Source organism: Amycolatopsis speibonae, assembly GCF_042647925.1.
In the GTDB taxonomy this organism is placed as follows: domain Bacteria; phylum Actinomycetota; class Actinomycetes; order Mycobacteriales; family Pseudonocardiaceae; genus Amycolatopsis; species Amycolatopsis speibonae.
On sequence record NZ_JBHRWK010000003.1, the window covers coordinates 22177 to 41967 of the forward strand.

At 69.1% G+C, this 19791-nt stretch carries 19 protein-coding genes; 6 read left to right on the forward strand and 13 right to left on the reverse strand.

Annotated features, from left to right (window positions below; genetic code table 11):
• Positions 1-42: 42 nt before the first annotated feature.
• Positions 43-396: a DUF3099 domain-containing protein gene (locus tag ACFOSH_RS00950; protein ID WP_378236635.1), complete on the reverse strand. Its 354-nt coding sequence runs from the start codon at positions 394-396 to the stop codon at positions 43-45.
• A 17-nt stretch (positions 397-413) separates the two neighbouring features.
• Positions 414-1679 carry an amidohydrolase gene (locus ACFOSH_RS00955; protein WP_378236636.1) on the reverse strand — a complete coding sequence of 422 codons (1266 nt, stop codon included), beginning with the start codon at positions 1677-1679 and terminating at the stop codon, positions 414-416.
• Between the two features lie 27 nt (positions 1680-1706).
• Here ACFOSH_RS00955 and ACFOSH_RS00960 point away from each other — a divergent pair, with 27 nt between their 5' ends.
• The 4 genes from ACFOSH_RS00960 to ACFOSH_RS00975 all read left to right on the forward strand — a co-directional run bounded on the left by ACFOSH_RS00960 (position 1707) and on the right by ACFOSH_RS00975 (position 6992).
• Positions 1707-3203 (forward strand): DUF7782 domain-containing protein, encoded by a 1497-nt coding sequence (locus ACFOSH_RS00960; RefSeq protein ID WP_378236637.1) that lies wholly within the window; start codon positions 1707-1709, stop codon positions 3201-3203.
• Positions 3203-3628, forward strand: coding sequence for a D-aminoacyl-tRNA deacylase (dtd, locus tag ACFOSH_RS00965; RefSeq protein WP_378236638.1), 426 nt, complete (start codon positions 3203-3205; stop codon positions 3626-3628). The genes ACFOSH_RS00960 and dtd overlap by 1 nt, the downstream gene beginning before the upstream one ends.
• A 247-nt stretch (positions 3629-3875) precedes the next feature.
• Positions 3876-4907, forward strand: a complete 1032-nt coding sequence (locus ACFOSH_RS00970; protein ID WP_378236639.1) for a sigma-70 family RNA polymerase sigma factor — start codon at positions 3876-3878, stop codon at positions 4905-4907.
• Positions 4908-5333: 426 nt separating this feature from the next.
• Positions 5334-6992, forward strand: a complete 1659-nt coding sequence (locus ACFOSH_RS00975) for a fumarate hydratase (RefSeq protein ID WP_378236640.1) — start codon at positions 5334-5336, stop codon at positions 6990-6992.
• 64 nt (positions 6993-7056) lie between these two features.
• On the opposite strand, the gene ACFOSH_RS00980 is transcribed toward ACFOSH_RS00975, so the two are convergent.
• The 9 genes from ACFOSH_RS00980 to ACFOSH_RS01020 form a co-directional block, all read right to left on the reverse strand.
• Positions 7057-7464, reverse strand: a complete 408-nt coding sequence (locus tag ACFOSH_RS00980; RefSeq protein WP_378236641.1) for a hypothetical protein — start codon at positions 7462-7464, stop codon at positions 7057-7059.
• Between the two features lie 163 nt (positions 7465-7627).
• Positions 7628-8104, reverse strand: coding sequence for a hypothetical protein (locus ACFOSH_RS00985; protein ID WP_378236642.1), 477 nt, complete (start codon positions 8102-8104; stop codon positions 7628-7630).
• 51 nt (positions 8105-8155) lie between these two features.
• On the reverse strand, positions 8156-8953 hold the full coding sequence (locus ACFOSH_RS00990) for an ABC transporter permease (protein WP_378236643.1): 798 nt from the start codon (positions 8951-8953) through the stop codon (positions 8156-8158).
• Positions 8931-9785, reverse strand: a complete 855-nt coding sequence (locus ACFOSH_RS00995; protein ID WP_378236644.1) for a 2-aminoethylphosphonate ABC transporter permease subunit — start codon at positions 9783-9785, stop codon at positions 8931-8933. The genes ACFOSH_RS00990 and ACFOSH_RS00995 overlap by 23 nt, the downstream gene beginning before the upstream one ends.
• Positions 9782-10843, reverse strand: coding sequence for an ABC transporter ATP-binding protein (locus tag ACFOSH_RS01000; RefSeq protein WP_378236645.1), 1062 nt, complete (start codon positions 10841-10843; stop codon positions 9782-9784). Before ACFOSH_RS01000 ends, ACFOSH_RS00995 begins: the two co-directional genes overlap by 4 nt.
• Positions 10840-11859, reverse strand: a complete 1020-nt coding sequence (locus ACFOSH_RS01005) for a 2-aminoethylphosphonate ABC transporter substrate-binding protein (protein ID WP_378236646.1) — start codon at positions 11857-11859, stop codon at positions 10840-10842. The genes ACFOSH_RS01000 and ACFOSH_RS01005 overlap by 4 nt, the downstream gene beginning before the upstream one ends.
• A gap of 16 nt (positions 11860-11875) precedes the next feature.
• Positions 11876-12550: a phosphonatase-like hydrolase gene (locus tag ACFOSH_RS01010; protein WP_378236731.1), complete on the reverse strand. Its 675-nt coding sequence runs from the start codon at positions 12548-12550 to the stop codon at positions 11876-11878.
• Complete coding sequence (locus tag ACFOSH_RS01015; protein WP_378236647.1) at positions 12544-13656, reverse strand: TIGR03364 family FAD-dependent oxidoreductase; 1113 nt, start codon at positions 13654-13656, stop codon at positions 12544-12546. The genes ACFOSH_RS01010 and ACFOSH_RS01015 overlap by 7 nt, the downstream gene beginning before the upstream one ends.
• A 182-nt stretch (positions 13657-13838) precedes the next feature.
• Positions 13839-14615 (reverse strand): GntR family transcriptional regulator, encoded by a 777-nt coding sequence (locus ACFOSH_RS01020; protein WP_378236648.1) that lies wholly within the window; start codon positions 14613-14615, stop codon positions 13839-13841.
• Between the two features lie 72 nt (positions 14616-14687).
• Between ACFOSH_RS01020 and ACFOSH_RS01025 the strand changes: the two genes are divergently transcribed.
• On the forward strand, positions 14688-15938 hold the full coding sequence (locus ACFOSH_RS01025; RefSeq protein ID WP_378236649.1) for an APC family permease: 1251 nt from the start codon (positions 14688-14690) through the stop codon (positions 15936-15938).
• Between the two features lie 124 nt (positions 15939-16062).
• On the forward strand, positions 16063-16869 hold the full coding sequence (locus ACFOSH_RS01030; protein WP_378236650.1) for a S1 family peptidase: 807 nt from the start codon (positions 16063-16065) through the stop codon (positions 16867-16869).
• Positions 16870-17020: 151 nt separating this feature from the next.
• Here ACFOSH_RS01030 and ACFOSH_RS01035 read toward each other — a convergent pair whose 3' ends face one another.
• Together ACFOSH_RS01035 and ACFOSH_RS01040 are read right to left on the reverse strand one after the other, a co-directional pair.
• Entirely contained in the window at positions 17021-18127 is a 1107-nt protein-coding gene (locus ACFOSH_RS01035) for an NAD(P)H-dependent flavin oxidoreductase (protein WP_378236732.1), read from the reverse strand.
• Positions 18128-18151: 24 nt separating this feature from the next.
• Positions 18152-19768, reverse strand: coding sequence for an acyl-CoA synthetase (locus ACFOSH_RS01040; RefSeq protein WP_378236651.1), 1617 nt, complete (start codon positions 19766-19768; stop codon positions 18152-18154).
• Positions 19769-19791: the final 23 nt, after the last annotated feature.

The following is a 19791-nucleotide window of genomic DNA, read 5'->3' on the forward strand; positions in this document are numbered from 1 at the left end:
ATTTTGCAAGGAAAGGACCTTTCATAGCACGCCCGAAGCGGGTCAGCCGCCGTCGATGACTCGGTGCGTAGTGCCTTCGATGCGGGTCGGTTCGGCCTGGAAGCGGTTGACCGACTCGCTCTTGCGCGGCGGCCGGTCGTTGGCCACCAGCACGGCGATCCACGGCAGCGGGATCGAGATCGCGATCAGCGCCAGCGCCAGCCACCAGGTCTCGTAGAAGATGCCGGCGAGGATGAGGCACGGGATGCGGAACGACATCATGATGATGTACTTCCGCTTCCGCTTGGCGAGTTGTTCTTCGTAGGACGGGGCGGCTTCGGTGATCAGCACCGGAGCGGGTTCCCTCGGTTCGGGACCGTGGGCGGGCGCGTTCACAGCACCACCTCCGGCTTCCATGCTCCCACTCCCCGGCCTCATCCGACACCCGGGTGGGTGAGCCGGTGCAGGGCCGCGACCACGAGCGTCTCGACCCCGGCCGAAAGCGTCGGATGCGGGATCGGCGCGAAGAGCGGCGAGTGGTTCGACGGGATGTCCTGTTCGAACCGGCCGGCGGTCATCGCGGCGATCACCTTCTCCGCGTCCAGCCCGCCGACCAGCCAGAACACCGACGGAACGCCGGCGGCGCGGCCGAACTCACTGAAGTCCTCGCTGCCGGTGACCAGCGGCGCGGGCATCACGCGGGCATCACCGAAGTGGTCGACGAAGGCGGCAGTGAGCCCTTCGTTGGCCTTCTCGTCGTTCTCGGTGACCGGGAACGCGCCGATCCGCTCGATCTCCGGCGGCTTCGGCGCGCCCGCGGTGGCGGCCTCGCCGTGGACGATCCGCTCGACCGCCGCGACGACCTTCTCCCGCACGGCCTGGTCGAACGACCGGATGTTGACCTCGAGGACGGCGTGGTCGGCGATGATGTTGTGCGCGGTGCCGACGTGCAGCGACCCGACGGTCACCACCGCCGACTCGGTCGCCGAGATCTCCCGCGAGACGATGGTCTGCAGTTTGAGCACCACCGACGCGGCGAGCACGGCGGGGTCCACGGTGGTCTCGGGGCGCGAGCCGTGCCCGCCGCGGCCGTGCAGCGTGACGCGGAGCGCGTCGGTCGCCGCCATGATCACGCCCGGCCTGGTCAGCACCCAGCCCGCCGGACCGGGGACGACGTGCTGGCCGAGTACGACGTCGGGTTCGCCGGCGGGCCCGAAGACCCCGTCCCGCACCATCCCGACGGCGCCGTCCCCGGCCTCCTCCCCCGGCTGGAACACGGCCATCAGCGTGCCGGACCAGTGCTCGCGTCCGGCCGCGAGCAGCGAGGCGGCGCCGGAGAGCCAGGTGGCGTGCATGTCGTGGCCGCAGGCGTGCATCACCGGGACGTCACGGCCCTCGGCGTCGACCCCGCGCGCGGTGCTCGCGTAGGGCAGGCCTGTCTTCTCCTCGACCGGCAGCGCGTCGATGTCGGCGCGGAGCATCACCTTCGGGCCGGGCCCGTTGCGCAGCACGCCGAGGACGCCTGTGCGCCCGATGCCGGTGTGCACCTCGTAACCGTCGGCCTCCAGGCGCCGGGCCAGTTCGGCGGCGGTGCGGGTTTCGGCGAACGACAGCTCCGGATGCCGGTGGAGGTCGGTGTACAGGTCTTCCAATCCGGGCAGCGCCGCTCGCAGCGGTGCCAGGACACGTTCGAGGCTCACCACTTCATCCTGGCAGTATTACCGAACGTGAGCACACGAGCGGCCCTCCCCGACCTGTCCGACGACGTCTGCGCGAGGCTGCGGGACGCCTTCCGCCGGACGGGTTACGACACCGACGGCGTGGTCGACGCCCTCGGCTCGGCGCACGCCGCCCTCGGGCGCGGCGAGCCCGAACTCGCCTATCGCGCGACCCGTGACTCCGGCGACCTCGGCACACTGATCCGGCTGTTCCTGCTGGGCTCGACCGAGCCGGAGAAGGACGTCAAGGCCGCTTTCGCGCCACTGTCCCTCGACGACGCGGTCGCCGCCACGCTGCTCGTGCCCGCAGCCGACGGCTACCGGGCCGGTCTCGACATCCGGCCGCACGGCGACGACGAAGGCTCCTGGTGGGTCGTCTCCGACCTCGACGCCGACATCCTGGGCACGACCGTGCCCGAAGACCACGTGCTCGGCGTCGGGCACGCCTCGATGAGCCTGGTCCGGGCCACCAGCCGCCGCCAGGTCGGCAGCCTGCTCGACGTCGGCACCGGCAACGGCGTCCAGGCGCTGCACGCCGCCCGGCACGCGAAGAAGGTCACCGCGACCGACGTCTCGGCCCGCGCGCTGGCGCTGGCCGCGGCCACCTTCCGGCTCAACGAACTGGACGTCGAACTCGTGCGGGGCGAGTGGTTCGCGCCGGTCGCGCGGCGCCGGTTCGACCAGATCGTCTGCAATCCGCCGTTCGTGGTCGGCCCGCCGCGCGTCGACTACACCTACCGCGACTCCGGTCTCGCCGGTGACGACGCCAGCGCGCTCGTGGTGCGGCAGCTGCCCGGGTTCCTCAACGAAGGCGGCACGGGCCAGCTCCTGGCGTCCTGGCTGCACGTCGAGGGCGAGGACTGGGGCGATCGGGTGACCCGCTGGCTGCCTGCCGAGACCGACGCGTGGTTCGTCCAGCGGGACATCGCGGACCCGGGCCTGTACGTCGGCACGTGGCTGCGCGACGCGGGCATCGGCCCCCGTTCCCCCGAGGGTCGCGCGAAATCCGGCGCCTGGCTCGACTGGTTCGCCGAAAACAGCGTCAAGGGCATCGGTTTCGGCTTCGTCACTCTTCGCCGGGCGGACGGCGCGACACCGACGATCGTGTGCGAGGACCTGCGCCAGGCCTACGACGACCCGCTGGGCGCCGAGGCGGCGAACTGGCTGGATCGCGTGGAATGGCTGCGTGTCAACGGCGATTCCCTCCTCGATGTCCGATTCCGGGTCCCGGAAAGTGTCCTTCTGGAGAGCGTCGCCAAACCGGGCGAGGAGGGCTGGGCCACGACCGTCCAGCGTCTGCACCGCACCGACGGTCCCGGGTGGTCACACGAGGTCGACGAACTCGCGACACGGCTGCTCGCGGGCTGCCAGGGCGCGTTGCCGATGGAGGACCTGATCGTGCTGCTGGCGGCCGCCCAGGGCCTCGAACCGGAGGAACTGGCCGAGGCCGCGCTGCCCGTCGTACGGAACCTGGTCCGGCACGGCATGCTCCTCCCCGCCGCCTGATGCGGGCGGTGGTGGCGAGGGTCACGGAAGCGAGCGTGACCGTCGGCGACGAGGTGACGGGCGTCATCGACGAGCCGGGTTTGCTGGTACTGCTGGGAATCCATATCGACGACGAGGTGCCGAAAGCAGCCACGATGGCACGCAAACTGCACGAAGCTCGCATTCTTCGTGATGAAGAGTCCTGCGCCACCACCGGCGCTCCCCTGCTTGTCGTAAGCCAGTTCACCCTTTACGGCGACACCCGCAAAGGCCGCCGTCCGTCGTGGACGGCGGCCGCCCGCCCCGAAGTCGCCGAACCTCTCGTGACGGCCGTCGTCGACGCCTTGCGCGAACGCGGCGCGCGGGTCGAGACCGGCCGGTTCGGGGCCATGATGGCGGTCCGGAGCGTGAACGACGGTCCGTTCACGATCCTCATAGAGGTCTAGACCACCTCGGTTTCTCCCGTGCGCGGTCATTCTCAGGAAAAGCTCAGGGTTGGTCGAGCAACGTCCCAGGTCAGCCACCCGTCTCCTCTGTAGCGGCCGGGAACGTTTCGGGACCTCCCGGCGTTGAGGAAAGTGTCCAGCCAAGCTGGGCCGACGAGGAGTAGCGGGTTTTCCACAGGGCTTGCTACGCCGAGGCGGATCCGGCGGACACATCGCAGCACGTTCAGCCCGTGACCGGGGAGGCAGAATGTCAGTCCAGACTCTCGAACGCGAAGCGCGCGGGATTCGCGAGCGCCGTATCCCGGCGCAATCCACCCAGGAGCCGGTGAGCACGGGGGTGTTCACCGACGCCGACCTCGACGCCCAGAGCCCGGCCGCGGACCTCGTTCGCGTGTACCTCAACGGAATCGGCAAGACGGCACTGCTGTCCGCCGCCGACGAGGTCGAGCTGGCCAAGCGCATCGAAGCCGGGGTTTTCGCCCAGCACATGCTGGACACGGCCGAGAGCCTCACGCCGAAGCGGCGCTCGGAGATGTCCGCCCTCGTGCGTGACGGCCACGTCGCTAAGAACCACCTGCTGGAGGCCAACCTCCGCCTCGTGGTCTCGCTCGCGAAGCGTTACACCGGCCGGGGGATGCCGCTGCTCGACCTGATCCAGGAGGGGAACCTGGGTCTGATCCGCGCGGTGGAGAAGTTCGACTACTCCAAGGGGTTCAAGTTCTCGACCTACGCCACCTGGTGGATCCGCCAGGCCATCACCAGGGGGATGGCCGACCAGGGACGCACCATCCGGCTGCCGGTCCACCTGGTGGAACAGGTGAACAAGCTGGCCCGCATCAAGCGCGACCTGCACCAGCAGCTCGGCCGTGACGCGACCCACGAGGAACTGTCGGCCGAATCGGGCATTCCGGCGCACAAGATCTCCGACCTGCTCGACCACTCGCGCGACCCGGTGAGCCTGGACATGCCGGTCGGCACCGAGGAGGACGCCCCGCTCGGTGACTTCATCGAGGACTCCGAGGCGACCGACGCCGAGAGCGCTGTGATCTCCGGTCTGCTCCAGGACGACCTGCGCCGCGTGCTCGCGACGCTGGACGACCGGGAGTCCCAGGTGATCCGCCTGCGCTACGGCCTCGACGACGGCCAGCCGCGCACGCTCGACCAGATCGGCAAGTTCTTCGGGCTCTCCCGTGAGCGCGTTCGGCAGATCGAGCGAGAGGTCATGTCGAAGCTTCGTCAGGGTGAGCGGGCAGACCGCTTGCGCGCCTACGCTTCGTAGTCCCCGCTGAGCCTTTCGGCACGGAAAAAGCAACACCCGTTCGGCAGCGTTGACTTATGACCTGCGTCACGAGACCGTCGAGCAGGTAATAAGTCTTCGCGGTCGGGTGTTCGCGCCCGGATCGCTTTCCCCGGGAGGTCGGGTCCGTCGGGGTGGGCCCGGCCTCCCGAACTAATTTGTGGGGAGCGGCGACAAAGTGCGGTGGGGGCAAACTGCACCGGCGGCAAAGTGCGGCGCGGGAATTGCAGGCGGTCCCGTTGGTCGTGAGTGGTAAGTGCCGTTCTAACGGCACTTACCACTCACGACCCACTCGCGTCGGCGCCCACCGGCAGTGGTCCCGGTTACTTCAGCCGTGGCCTCTCCATCACGACGCCCGGGCTTGGGTACCGTGAGCGGGTTCCCGATGCCGGCAAAGGAGCCCGCTCAGTGGCGCCCACCACGTTCCAGCACACCGAAGTCCTTCCGCTCGCCAAGGACACCCGCACCGAATACCGGCTTCTCGGCACCGAAGGTGTCGAGGTCGTCGAAGCCGCGGGGCGCAAGTTCCTCAAGGTCGAGCCCGAGGCGCTGACCAAACTCGCCAAGACGGCGATCACCGACATCCAGCACCTGTTGCGCTCGTCACACCTGGCTCAGCTGCGTGCGATCGTCGACGACCCCGAGGCGAGCGGCAACGACCGGTTCGTCGCGATGGACCTGCTGCGCAACGCGGCGATCTCCGCCGGCGGCGTCCTCCCGATGTGCCAGGACACCGGCACCGCGATCGTGATCGGCAAACGCGGCGAAGGCGTACTCACCGGCGCCGAGGACGAACGCGCGCTGTCGCGGGGCATTTTCGACGCCTATCAGGAGTTGAATCTGCGCTACTCGCAGATGGCGCCGATGAATTTCTGGGATGAGCGCAATACGGGCACCAACCTGCCCGCTCAGATCGAGCTCTATCACAAAGACGGTCAAGGCGACCCGAGCTATGAATTCCTGTTCATGGCCAAGGGTGGTGGCAGCGCGAACAAGACGTTCCTCTATCAGGAAACGAAAGCGGTCCTGAACCCGAAGCGGCTCGCGAAGTTCCTCGACGAGAAACTGCGCAGCCTCGGCACCGCGGCCTGCCCGCCGTACCACCTCGCGATCGTCGTCGGCGGCACGTCGGCGGAGTTCAACCTGAAGGTCGCGAAGCTGGCTTCGGCCCGCTATCTCGACGACCTGCCCACCGAGGGTTCCGAGCTGGGCCACGGTTTCCGTGACGTCGACCTCGAACAGCAGGTGCTGGAGATGACGCGCCAGTTCGGTATCGGCGCGCAGTTCGGCGGCAAGTACTTCTGCCACGACGTCCGCGTGATCCGCCTGCCGCGCCACGGCGCGTCCTGCCCGGTCGGCGTCGCCGTCTCGTGCTCGGCCGACCGCCAGGCGAAGGCGAAGATCACCGCTGACGGCGTGTTCCTGGAGCAGCTGGAGCGCGACCCGGCGCGGTTCCTGCCGGACGTCACCGAGGACGACCTGTCCGACGAGGTGGTGACCGTCGACCTCAACCGCCCGATGGCCGAGATCCGTGCCCAGCTCTCGCAGCTGCCGGTGAAGACGCGTCTGTCGCTGACCGGCCCGCTCGTCGTCGCCCGCGATATCGCGCACGCGAAGATCGCCGAGCGGCTCGACGCGGGCGAAGAGATGCCTCAATACCTTCGCGACCACCCCGTGTACTACGCGGGCCCGGCGAAGACGCCCGAGGGCTACGCGTCGGGTTCCTTCGGGCCGACCACCGCGGGCCGGATGGACTCCTACGTCGAGCAGTTCCAGGCCGCGGGCGGCTCGCTGGTGATGCTGGCGAAGGGGAACCGGTCCAAGAAGGTGACCGCCGCGTGCAACGAGCACGGCGGGTTCTACCTCGGCTCGATCGGCGGCCCGGCCGCCCGGCTCGCGCAGGACTGCATCAAGAAGGTCGACGTCCTCGAATACGCCGAGCTGGGGATGGAGGCGGTCTGGAAGATCGAGGTCGAGGACTTCCCCGCGTTCATCGTCATCGACGACAAGGGCAACGACTTCTTCGAGGCCACTTCGGAACCGGTGCTGCAGATCAGCTTCCGGTGAGATGAAAGGTCCTTTCCTTGCGAATTTCGCAAGGAAAGGACCTTTCATCTCACGCGCGCGAGCGTTACCGCATCTGCTTCAACACGACGGTCCGCTCCCCCAGCGGCGCCGCGAGCGCCACCGAGATCACCGGATGCCGGATGTCCATGGTGCACATCTGGCCCGTCTGGCCCTTCAGCTCGGTCAGGTTGACGGTGACCCGGTTCCCGTCCTGCTGCGCGGCCTCCGCCGTCGCGTGCCCGCAGCCGCCTTCCTGGCCGCGGATGTTCAGGATCGTCCCGCCGTTGCTGGTGTACACCTCGCGCGGATAGTCCGCGGGCAGCGCGGCCGCGTCGAGCTGTTTCTCCGGCACCTTCGTGCTGCCTTCGGGAACTTCCTGCCGCGGCGCGCCCGGCTGCCCGGGCAGGCTGCCCGGCACGGACGGCGCCGGAGAGGACGGCGGCACGGTCGGCGACGGCGGCGGCGGCGGCACGGTACTCAGGGTGCCGCTCCCGGGTCCGGCCGCGGGTTCCGCTGCCTGGTTCTGCGCCCCGCAAGCGGATACCGCAACGACGATCAGGCCAAGGCCGATGACATTCGTTAAGTACCTCATGCGGCTAGGACGGAACGAGGCCTTCGTGGGGTTGCACATGCTCTCAACCCGCTTCCAGGACGACGGTCCGTGTCCCGACCGGCTCGGCGAGTTTCACCGGCAGGACGGCGTAGCGGATGACCTGCGGGCACATCTGGCCCGGCTTGCCGTGGTCGATCTTCACCTTGACCACGACCCGTCGCGCGTTCTGGTCGGCGAGGTTCGCCGTCGCCTCGTCGCAACCGCTCAGCTCGATGTGGACGTTCAGGCCGCCGTTCTCCGCGCTGACCTGCGCGGGCACTTTGGCGTCGACCTGGCCCGGCGGCAGCATCTTGTCCATGGGCGGCGGGCCGACGGTCGGCCGCGACTGGGGTGGTTTCGCGACCGGCGGGCTAGCCGGGAGCGAGGTGGGCAGATCCGAGGGTGTGGTGACGACCGGAGGGGCGCTCGTGTCCGCCGGTGCTCCCGGGCCGCCCGCGCCACAGGCGGCCGTCGCGGCGAGCACGAGCCCCACGCCCAGCGTCTTCGCTGCGTTCTTCATGGCCCGAAGACGTAGCCATGACCGAGAAAGGTTGCATCAACGCTCTGTCATTCAACGCTGGGCAGCCCGTCCACGGGCCAGTCCGAGGATCACCACCCCGGCCAGGGTGACGGCCAGCAGCAGCACCGTGCTCGCCGACGCCAGGAACACCTGCCCCCGGTCCGTGAGCGCGAAGATGCTTGCGGGCAGCGTGCGCCAGTCCGGCGGGTACAGCATCATCGTCGCGCCCAGTTCGCCCATCGACATCGCCAGCGCGAGACTCGCCGACGCCGAGATCGACGGCAGCAGCACCGGCAGCCGGACCTGGAACAGCACCCGGACCGGGCCGGCGCCGAGACTCGCCGCCGCCTGCGCCAGCAGCGGGTCCATCCGCGCGATCGCGGCGGAGACGGTGCTGTAGGAGAACGGCAGCAGGATCATCACGTGTCCCAGCAGCACGATCCAGCGCGTGCCGTTGAAAGCCAGCGGCGGACGGCTGAACGCGACCAGCAACGCCAGTCCCAGCACCACCGACGGCACCGCGATCGGCAGGTGGAACAGGGTGTCGACGGCGTTGCGCAGCCTGGACGGTGCGGACTGCGACGCGAGCGCGGCCCACGTCCCCAGCAGCACCGAGACCAGCGACGCGATGACACCGGTCTGGATGCTCACCGAAAGGCTCGCGAACGTCTCGCCGGAGAACGCCTGCGCGAAATGCGAGCCGGTGAGCGCGCCCGGCAGCAGCCCCGTCCAGTTCCCGGCGACCGAGGCCAGCACGATCATCAGCAGCGGCGCCAGCACGATCGCGGTGAACAGCACCGCGAACACCGCCCACAGCAGGAAACGGCTACGCCTGGTCCACAGCAGCACGACGGTCTCCCTTCGTCAGTCGCCGGTAGGTTCCGTACAGGGCGAGGGAGAACACGACGTTGACCACCGCGATGACGCACGCCTGCGGGAAGTCGAAGGTGACGATTCCCTTGCCGTAGACCAGCATCGGCAACGTCGTGACGTCCTTGGCGCCGAGGAACAGCACGATGCCGAACTCGTTCATCGCCAGCAGCATGGTCAGGCAGGCGCCGGAAGCCAGTGACGGCAAGGCCTCCGGCAGGATCACCCGGCGCAGCACGCGGCCGGGTTTCGCGCCGAGGCTGGCCGCGACCTCCATCTGCGCCGACGAGACCTGGCCGAACGCGGCGAGCGCCGGCCGCATCACGAACGGCGTGTAGAAGGTGATCTCCGCCAGCAGGATCCCGAACGGCGAGTACAGGAATCCGCCCGCGCCCAGGATGCCCGCGCTGCCGTAGATGAAGGTGAACGCGAGCGCGATGAGGAACGACGGGAACGCGAGCACGGTGTCCACCAGCCGCGACAGCGTCCGCGCGCCGGGGAACGGCACGAAAGCGATCACCAGCGCGAGAAACGTCCCGAGTACCACGCAGCCCGCGGTGGCGCCGAGCGCGAGCGCGACGGTCTTCCAGGCGGCGTCCCGGAATTCCGCCGACCCCAGGACGTCGAGCCACACCGAAAGTCCGAATTCGCCGGTCTTCGATTCGAGGGACTGGAGGACGACCAGCACCAGCGGGTAGCCGAAGAAGCCGAGCAGGACGAGCACCGGCGGCAGCAGGAGCCAGCCGCGGCCGGGCTGTTTCTCCCGCCGCCGCGCCGGTGCCGCCGTGGCGGCGAGCGCGAGGCCGGTCATCCGATGCCCACCAGCGGGCAACCGTCCGGAATGGACACTCCGACCTTCTCCCCCACGCCGGGCAGTCCCTCGACGTCCGGCACCTCGGCCCGGACCTCGTCCCCGTTGTGCGCGAGTTCGAGGTCGAGCCGGAAGCCCGTGCCGCGCCACTGGACGCCGCGCAGCACGGCGGGCAGCGCGCCCGGGGCGTCCACCGCGGTGATCCCGACCCGGTGCGGCCGCACACCGAGCGCGACGGACTGCCCGGCGCGGAACGTCCCGGACGGATCGGCCGCCAGTTCGCGGCCGCCGAGCCGGACCCTTGTGCCGTCGGCCTGGATCAGTTCCACCGGGATGAGGTTGGACGCGCCGAGGAAGCTCGCGGTGAACTCCGTCGAGGGACGCTGGTACAGCTCACGGCTCGGCCCGAGTTCGACCAGCTTCGAGTCGCGCATGACGGCGATCCGATCGGCCAGCGCCAGCGCCTCACCCTGATCGTGGGTGACGTAGATCAGCGTGGTGTCGGGCAGCTCCGCCCGCAGCCGCAGCAGTTCCGCGACCATGTCCTCGCGCAGGGCGGCGTCCAAAGCGGACAGTGGTTCGTCCAGCAGCAGCACCCGCGGCCGGATCGCCAGTGCCCGTGCGAGCGCGACGCGCTGCTGCTGGCCACCCGAGAGTTCGCGCGGGTAGCGACGGGCGTACTTGCCCATCCCGACCAGCTCCAGCGCCTCGGCGACCCGGCTCGCCGTCTCCGCACGAGGCGTTTTCCTGGCTTTGAGGCCGAAAGCGACGTTGGCCTCGACCCGCATGTGCGGGAACAGCGCGTAGCTCTGGACGACCACGCCGAGGCCGCGCCGGTGCGGCGGCAGGCCGGTGACGTCCTCGCCGTCGAGCAGGACCCGGCCGGTGCTCGGCACGACGAAACCCGCGAGTGCTTTCAGGGCCGTCGACTTGCCGGAGCCGGACGGGCCGAGCATCGCCAGCGTCTCCCCTCTCGCCACGGCGAGGTCCAGTGGTGAGAGGGCGATCGTCTGTCCGAAGCGGACAGACACCCCGCGGAACTCGACCGCCGGGGTCATCGGCCCACGGCTTTCTTGTACGCGGCGAGGTCGGCGTCGAGCTTCGCCAGGACGGCGTTCCAATCGGGCTGCCAGATCTCGACGCCGTCGAGGGCGGCCTTCACCTTGTCCGCCTTCGGGCCGGACGGCGTGACGTCGGTCCGCGACGGGGCGCCGAAGGCGTCGACGGCCTTGCCCTGCACCTCGGGCGAGAGCAGGAAGTCCAGGAACTTCTTGGCGTTCTCCGCGTGCGGCGCGTTGTTCACGAGACCGGCGTAGTACGGGAGCGCGAACGTGGACCGCTTGCCCTGCGCGTCGGCGGGGAAGAAGATCTCGAAACCGCCGCTCTTCTCGATCGAGGCGAGGTTCATCTGGACGTCGCCGTTGGCCACCAGGATCTCGGCCTTGGCCACCTTCGGCTGCAGCTTGCCGGTGGAGGACGACGGGCCGACGTTGTTGGCTTCGAGCCTCGCGAGGTAGTCGAGCGCGCCCTGGTCACCGAGGACGTGCTGGAGCTGGAGCAGGACGGCGGTGCCGTCGCCCGCCTCGCCGGGGGTGGAGTACTGGAGCTTGCCCTTGAGCGCGGGGGCCAGGAGGTCGTCCCAGGTCTTGGGCGAGGCCTGCGGGTTGCGGATGAAGCTGAGGTAGTTGTTCATGACGGCGAAGTAGCGGCCCTGGCCGTCCTTCTGCCCGGCGGGGACCTGGTCGATCCCGGACGGCGTCGTGGCGGCGAGCAGCCCCTGCGACGCGGCGCGCTGGATGAACGGCGGGAGCGTGACCAGGATGTCGGCCTGGGTGTTGGCCTTCTCCTTCTCCACCCGCGAGGCGACCTCGCCGGATCCGGCGGTGACCGCCTGGACGGTGATGCCGGTCTTGGCTTTGAACTCCTCGACGCGCTGGGCGTACCAGTCCTCAAGACCGTCCACTGTGTACATCGTGACGGTCTGGTCGCCGGACGCGCCGCCGGCGGTTCCGCCACAGGCGGCCAGGGTGATCGTGAGCAGCCCGGCGAGGGCTGCGGCCGCGAGTTTCTTCATGTCGTCAAAGCTCCTTTTAGGACAGCAGGGCGGGGAGGTCGCGGACGGATTCGAGGACGTGGGTGGCGCCGGCGGCGTCGAGTTCCGGTTTCTTCGCCGATCCGGTGAGCACTCCGGCGACGATCGACGCTCCGGCGGAGAGCCCGGTCTGGACGTCCGACGGGGTGTCACCGGCGACGGCGATCCGGCGGACGTCGGTGATTTCGAGCCGCAGCGCGGCGGCGAGGACGAGGTCGGGGAACGGGCGCCCACGGACGCCTTCACCCGGTGCCAGCACGGCGTCGGCGAGGCCGTGCCAGCCCAGCGCGTCCAGGATCGCGTTCTGGGTACTCGCGGCGAACCCGGTGGTGAGCGCGACCTTCACGCCTTGGGCGCGCAACTCCTGGATCGTTTCCTCTGCACCGGGGATCGGCTCGCAGTGGCCGTCGGCGACGAGCTTGCCGTAGGCGTCCTGGAAGGCGGTGTTCGCGTGCTGAGCCAGCTTTTCGTCCCCGTCCAGCAGGGCGCGGAAGACGACGATCTTGGACTGCCCCATGGTTTCGACGACGTAGTCGAGCATTCCGGGGTACCGGCTGTCCTCTTCGGACACTCCGGCGGCGGCGATCGCGGCGGTGAAGGCGCGGATCACCAGGCCGTCGTCGGCGACGGTGGTCCCGGCCATGTCCAGGACGACGAGTTCGGTGTTCACCAGGACAGCTCCTCGGCGGTGTCTTCGGCGATGGCGGGGGAACAGGTCATGCCGCGGCCGCCCGGCCCGGTGACGAGCCAGGCGTTGTCCGCGACGCGGGCGCGGTGGACGATCCGGGAGGTGTCGATGGTCTGTGCGTAGACCCCGGCCCAGCGGCGGGCGATGCGTGGGAGCGGCCGTCCGAGCAGCGCACCGGCGACCTCGGCCAAGTGGTAGTACGGGTCTTCGGTGGTGTCGAAGGAGAACGGTTCGTCGTACTCGTGGGTGTCGCCGATGGTCAGCGAGCCGTCGAGGCGCTGGACCATGAGCAGCTGCATCTTGTTGACCGCGGCGATCTCGCCCTGCGGCTGGCCCGCGTTGAGACCGTCGAGCGCCTCGCCGCGGTACGCCGGGTAGTAGCGGAAGCTGTCCGCGTCGGCGACCGTGGTGGTGAGGGTTTCCCCGAGCGGCTCGGTCTGGGCCATCTGCAGTCGCACCCGGCGGACCGGGGCCGGCCCGGCGAGTTCTTTGACGAGGCCACCGGTCCAGGCGCCGGTGCACAGCACGACGACGTCGCCTTCGTGGGTCTCACCCGTGTCGTCGACGACGCCACGGTCGGTCAGGTCGCGGACCTCGCGGCCCGGCACCCAGGTGTAGCGGCCGGATTTCGCCAGTTCGGCGCGCAGGGCGGGCTGGGCGACGCGCGGTTCGACGGCGGCGTCGCGATCGCACCAGAGCGCGCCGAGGAAGTCGCCGCGCAGGGCCGGGTTCAGCTCACGGGTCCCGGCGGCGTCGAGCAGCTTGAAGCCGCGGTCCTCCGTGCTCGCGGCCGCGGCCTCGGCGACGGCGAGTTCGGCTTCGGTCCGGACGACGGTGAGGGAGCCGTTCGGCCGGAAGCCGATCCCTTCGACGCGCTCCCCGATGCGTTCCCACAGCACCCGCGCCCGCGCGGCCGTCTCCAGTTCGGGACCACTGGCGCGGCCGCCGACCCAGACCAGCCCGAAGTTGCGCACGGACGCGCCACGGGCCTCGGGTTCGCGTTCGATCTGGACGACGTCGTGGCCGCGTTCGACGGCCTGCCAGGCGTGCTGGGTGCCGAGCACTCCGCCGCCGATGATGAGGATTCGCACACCGCAGACGCTCGCTTGCCCGCACCAACGCTCCGTGACCGCGGTTCTAACTCCAGGTGAAGGCCCTCCGAAATGTGGACCAGACCTGTTACCTTCGCGTTACATTACGCCGCGTTTCGCCCTCTGCTTGCGGTCGTTGAAAACGCAAGTACCGCGTCCAGGGGACTAAATGCGGGAAGGGATCACTCCACGCGGCCCAAGCGGGTCTCGAAGGAAAGCCTGTCGCCCCGGAACAGCGACCGGACGCGCTCGAACGGGACGCCGTCGGTCCCCCAGGAGGTCCGGTGCATCAGCAGCATCGGCAGGGCCGGGTTCGTCCCGATCAGCAGCGCCTCCCGCGGGGTGGCGAGCACGGTCTCGACCCGCTCCTCCGCGCCGTCGAAGACCACGCCGAGCCTTTCCCGCAAACAGGCGTACAGCGACTGTGTGGGATCGAACACATCCATCAGCGTCGGGAATCGCGCGGCGGTGAGATAGGTCGATTCCAGCCCGACCCGCTCGTCGTCGGCGAGCAGCACCCGCTCGATGTGGATGACGTCGTCGTCGGGATCGATTTCCAGTTCCGAAGCCAGCGACGGACCCGCGTCACGGCGTTCCAAAGAGATCAGATTCCGGCCCGGCCGAATGCCCTGCCTCCTGAGTCCTTCGGTGTAACTCACCAAGGCGAGTGGCTGAACGAGCTTGGGCCCCGCGACGTACGTGCCACTCCCCTGCCGCCTGCTGAGACGGCCTTCGAGCACGAGTTCGCCGACGGCCTGGCGGACCGTCGCGCGGGAAACCTCGAATCGCTCCGACAGTTCCCTCTCCGTGGGAAGTACCGATCCTTGGCCTAATTCGGAGATCACGTCGAGCAGATCGACTTTGACCGCGTAATAGCGGGGAATGCGGCCGTGCTCGGGAATTCCGTCCCGAACCGGGCCGTCTGCGGGCGGATGAACTCTGGGCGAACGCGCTTTCACGATCCAGATCTTAGGCGGGTTCCCCCATGCCTGTACTGACCCGAACGAAGTGTTCATGCCACGCTCACACTCGTGGACGAAAAGGGCACCCTCATTCGGCGGATCGGCACGCGCGACGCGGTCTTCATCGGACTCGGTTCGATGATCGGGGCGGGGGTCTTCGTCGCGTTCGCCCCGGCCGCCCGCGCCGCGGGAGCGTGGCTCCCCGCCGGGCTCGCCATCGCCGCCATAGTCGCCTATTGCAACGCGACGTCTTCGGCCCGGCTGGCCGCGCTGTACCCGGCTTCCGGCGGAACCTACGTCTACGGACGGGAAAGGCTCGGCGAGTTCTGGGGCTATCTCGCCGGCTGGGGTTTCGTGGTCGGCAAGACGGCCAGCTGCGCGGCGATGACCCTGACCGTGGTCACCTACGCCGCACCCGGGCTCGGCCAACCGTGGCGGAGCGTGTTCGCGGTGGCCGTCGTGGCCGCGCTGACCGGGTTGAACTATCGCGGCGTCCAGCGCTCGGCTTTCGCGACCAGGCTGATCGTGTCCGTCACGCTGACGATCCTGGCGCTGGCCGTCGTGGCGATGCTCTTCGGCGGCACGCCGCGAGCCGGGTCGCCGGGCCTCGTCGCGGCACCCGGCTTCGGCGGTGTGCTCGAGGCCGCCGGTCTGCTGTTCTTCGCCTTCGCCGGGTACGCGCGGATCGCGACGCTGGGCGAGGAGGTCCGCGATCCGGCGCGCACCATCCCCCGCGCCGTGCCGATCGCGCTCGGGCTGGCCCTAGTCGTCTACGCGGTTCTCGCCTTCGTGCTGCTGCGTCACCTCGGGCCGGAGCTGCTGGGCCGTAGCCCGGACCCGATCGCGGAGGGTGTCGAGAGGTCGTCTTGGTCCTGGCTCACCCCGGCGGTGCGGGTGGGCGCCGTGCTCGCCGCGCTGGGCTCCCTGCTCGCGCTCGTGCTGGGCGTTTCACGCACCACGCTGGCCATGGCGCGCGACGGGCACCTTCCCCGCTACCTGACCGCCGTGCACCCCCGCTTCGGCGTGCCGCACCGGGCCGAGGTGACCGTCGGCGTCGTCGTCGCCCTGCTCGCGAGCACCCTCGACCTCCGCGGCGCGATCGGATTTTCGTCCTTCGCCGTACTCGCCTACTACGCCGTGGCGAATGCCAGCGCGCTGACCCTGCCCAAACGTCGGGTGATCCCTACTCTCGGTCTGCTCGGGTGCGCGGTGCTCGCGTTCAGCCTTCCGGCGGTTTCGGCGATCGCCGGTTCCGGAGTATTGGCGTTAGGCGCTCTGGGCTACGCCATTCGTCGGCAATTCGCATCGAACGTCCGTTAATCACCACCATCGGCCGAAAGATCCGAAGAAAGTCGGTTGTCCCGGCATATGCCCACCTGCTGTAGTCAGATGGCCGCAGTCAGTCTCCCTGCCTCCACTGTGGACAGCCGGAAGGAATGAACCCTTGGACATCAAGCGTCGGTTCAGCCTGCTCAAAAAGACCCTGATCGCCGTCGCGGCGGCCGGAACCCTGGCGGGCCTCGCCACGGCTCCGCAAGCCGCGGCCGCACAGCCGCCGTCCACCGACGTGGTCGGCGGAACCCGGGCCGCTCAGGGCGAATTCCCTTGGATGGTCAGGCTTTCCATGGGCTGCGGTGGTGCGCTCTACACCTCGCAGATCGTGCTGACGGCCGCGCACTGTGTGTCGCGCACCGGGGCCAACACAAGCATCACCGCCACCCTCGGCGTCGTGGACCTGCAGAGCGGCTCGGCCAAGAAGGTCAAGTCGACCTACGTGCACCGGTCGCCGACCTACCCCACCGCCACCGGTGGTGACTGGGCCCTGATCAAGCTCGCGAGCCCGGTCACCGGTATCGCGACGCTGCCGATCGCCACCACGACGGCGAACAACAGCGGCACGTTCACCGTCGCGGGCTGGGGTGCCGCGTCCGAGGGCGGGGCGCAGCAGCGCTACCTGCTCAAGGCCAACGTCCCGTTCGTCTCCGACGCGACCTGCAAGGCGCAGGGCGGCAGCTACGCCGACCTGATCGACAACGCCGAGATCTGCGCGGGCAACGTCAGCTCCGGTGGCGTCGACACCTGCCAGGGTGACTCGGGCGGCCCGATGTTCCGTCGCGACAGCGCCAACGCCTGGATCCAGGTCGGCATCGTCAGCTGGGGCGAAGGCTGCGCACGGCCGCGCGCTCCCGGCGTCTACGCCGAGGTGAGCACCTTCGCGACCGCGATCAAGAACGCGGCCGCCGGGTTGTAGTTTCGTCGCACGGCATGCGCTGAAAGCCCCCTTCACCACAACGGCGTGGTGGAGGGGGCTTTCTTCTTTCGGGGCCGCCGGTCTCGCGTGGATGTCATGAAAGGGTCGTTCAGGACATGTTTCGTCCTGAACGACCCTTTCATGACACGCGTCAGCGGGTCTTGTCCAAACGCGACAGTGCCTCTTCGTATCCCGAGACGAGCTCCGCGATCACGTCGGCGACCGGGCGCACCCGGTCCATCCGCCCGACGATCTGCCCCACCGGCATCGACACGACACTCGGATCCGCCGCGTGGTGGATCCTGTTGTGCGCGTGGGAAACCAGCAGGTTCTGCAGCGGCATCGGCAACGGTTCGGGCGCCTCGGGCGAGGCCCACGCCTCGGTCCACCGCGTCTTGAGCAGCCGCGCCGGTTTGCCGGTGTAGATCCTCGTCCGGACAGTGTCGGACGAACCCGCCGCGACCAGTGCGCGCTGCATCGCTTCGGAATCCCCCATGGTCTGGAGGTACTCCTCGGTGGCGAGCCAGAAGGAGCCCATCCACACCCCGGACGCGCCCAGCGCGAGCGCCGCCGCGACCTGCCTGCCCGAGCCGATCCCGCCGGCGGCGAGCACCGGGACGCGGTCACCGACTGCGTCGGCCACTTCGGGCAGCAGGACCATCGACGCGATCTCGCCGGTGTGCCCGCCCGCCTCGTACCCTTGCGCCACAACGATGTCGACGCCGTTCTCGACGTGCCGGACGGCGTGCTCGGCCTTACCCGCCAGTGCCGCGACAGGGACACCCTTCGCGTGACACTGCTCGATGACGTCCACCGGCGGTGACCCCAAGGCGTTGGCGATCAACCGGATCGGGTGCTTCAGCGCGACCTCGACATGCGCCCGGGCGACCGAATGCAGCCAGCCCAGCACTCCCGCGCGTTCGTCGGTGTCGTCCGGCAGCGGCGGCACCGCGAGGTCGCGCAGCGTCCGCTCCACGAAGTCGCGATGCCCCTGCGGGATGTGTTTCGCGAGATCGATCGACGTCCCTTCGGCCGGGATCTTGGCGGGCATCACGATGTCGACGCCGTACGGTTTGCCGCCGGTGTTCTCGTCCATCCAGGACAGGACGGAGTCGAGTTCGGCGGCGTCGTTGAACCGCACGCAGCCCAGCACACCGAGCCCGCCCGCCCGGCTGATCGCCGCGGCGACGTGTTCGGACGGGGTGAACCCGACGATCGACAGCTCGATCCCGAGCCGGTCGCACAGTGGTGTCCAAATCCGCGACGTCCGCATGAAACTCCTTTACGCCGGTTGGATGGTGACGGGCTCGTTCTCGGCGGCGTAGCGCTCCGCCCAGGGATAGTCCGGCTTCCCGCTGGGCGACCGGCCGATCTCCTCGGCGAGCCACAGGGTGCGCGGCACCTTGTACCCGGCGATCTCGGTCCGCACATGCGCTTCGAGAGCGGCGAAGTCCAGTTCCTTGCCCGTCCTCGGCTGGATCACCGCGGCCACCCGCTGGCCGAGCCTGTCGTCGGGGATGCCGATGACGAGCGCGTCGAAGACGTCCGGATGCGATTTCAGCGCACCTTCGACCTCTTCCGGGTACACCTTCTCGCCGCCGGTGTTCACGCACTGTGATCCCCGGCCGAGCAGGGTCACCGTGAGGTCTTCCTCGTAGCGCGCGTAGTCACCCGGGACGACGTACCGCTTGCCGTCGACCTCGACGAAGATCTTCTCGGTCTTCGCGGGATCCTTGTAGTACCCGAGCGGGACGTGCCCGCGCCGCGCGATCAGCCCGATCGCCCCCGGCTTCGGATCGACGAGCGCGCCGTCGTCGTCCACCAGGATCGCGTCCTTGCCGAAGTTGACCCGCGGCCCGGCCGAATGATCGCTGTCCTTGCTGACCATGCCGATGCCGGTGAACCCGCTTTCGGACGACCCGATCGCGTCGGTGATCACCACGTGCGGGAGCAGCGCCAGGAATTCCTGCTTCACCGACTGGGAGAACAGGGCGGCGTGACTCGACACCGCGACGATCGACGACGCGTCGTAGTCGCCCTCGCGGTAGGCGTCGATCAGCGGCCGCGCCATCGCGTCGCCGACGATGGTGAGCACCTGGACCTTGTTGTCCTGCACGGCTTTCCAGACCTCGTGCGCGTCGAACCGCGGGACGAACACGACCGGGCTGCCGGTGAACAGCGCGCCGAACGCGGCCCACTGCGCGGCGCCGTGGATCAGCGGCGCGGCGGGGAGCCGGACCAGGCTGCCCGACTTGCCCTGTTCGGCGAGCGCCCATTCGTCCGGGACGTATTCGCCGGTGACGAAGTTGATGCCGCCGCCGAGCGCGCGCCAGATGTCCTCGTGACGCCACAGGACGCCCTTGGGATACCCGGTGGTCCCGCCGGTGTAGAGGATGTAGATGTCGTCGGCGCTGCGCTCGGCGAAGTCACGCTCGGGCGAGCCTTCGGCGAGGGCTTCTTCGTAGCCCACGCCGCCATAGGACGAGTAGTCGCCGTCGCTTCCGTCGTCGACAACGACAACGTGTTTCAGTTTCGGCGCCTCCGGCAGGACGGCGGCCACCTTGTCCGAATACTGACGCTCGTGGACCAGCGCCACGAGGTCGGCGTTGTCGAACAGGTACCGCAGTTCGCCGTGGACGTAGCGGTAGTTGACGTTGACCGCGATCGCGCGCAGCTTGTACGCGGCGATCATCGATTCCAGGGCCTCGATCGAGTTCCGGGAATAGACACCGATGTGGGATCCAGGTCCCACGCCGTGTGCGGCGAGGTGATGCGCCAGCCGGTTGGCGCGCTCTTCCAGTTCGGCGAAGGTGACCCGCCGATCGCCACAGACGACCGCGATGCGCTCCGGCACGGCGTCGACGGCGTGCTCGAGTAGATCCGCGATATTGAGTGCCACTTCCCCAAAGTAGAACATGTTAT

Excerpts from the sequence above, each read along its gene's own strand:
- ACFOSH_RS01000 (WP_378236645.1), bottom strand. The coding sequence starts at position 10,843 with ATGACCCCGGCGGTCGAGTTCCGCGGGGTGTCTGTCCGCTTCGGACAG.
- ACFOSH_RS00995 (WP_378236644.1), bottom strand. The coding sequence starts at position 9,785 with ATGACCGGCCTCGCGCTCGCCGCCACGGCGGCACCGGCGCGGCGGCGG.
- ACFOSH_RS01005 (WP_378236646.1), bottom strand. The coding sequence starts at position 11,859 with ATGAAGAAACTCGCGGCCGCAGCCCTCGCCGGGCTGCTCACGATCACC.
- ACFOSH_RS00985 (WP_378236642.1), bottom strand. The coding sequence starts at position 8,104 with ATGAAGAACGCAGCGAAGACGCTGGGCGTGGGGCTCGTGCTCGCCGCG.
- ACFOSH_RS00970 (WP_378236639.1), top strand. The coding sequence starts at position 3,876 with ATGTCAGTCCAGACTCTCGAACGCGAAGCGCGCGGGATTCGCGAGCGC.
- dtd (WP_378236638.1), top strand. The coding sequence starts at position 3,203 with ATGCGGGCGGTGGTGGCGAGGGTCACGGAAGCGAGCGTGACCGTCGGC.
- ACFOSH_RS00950 (WP_378236635.1), bottom strand. The coding sequence starts at position 396 with ATGGAAGCCGGAGGTGGTGCTGTGAACGCGCCCGCCCACGGTCCCGAA.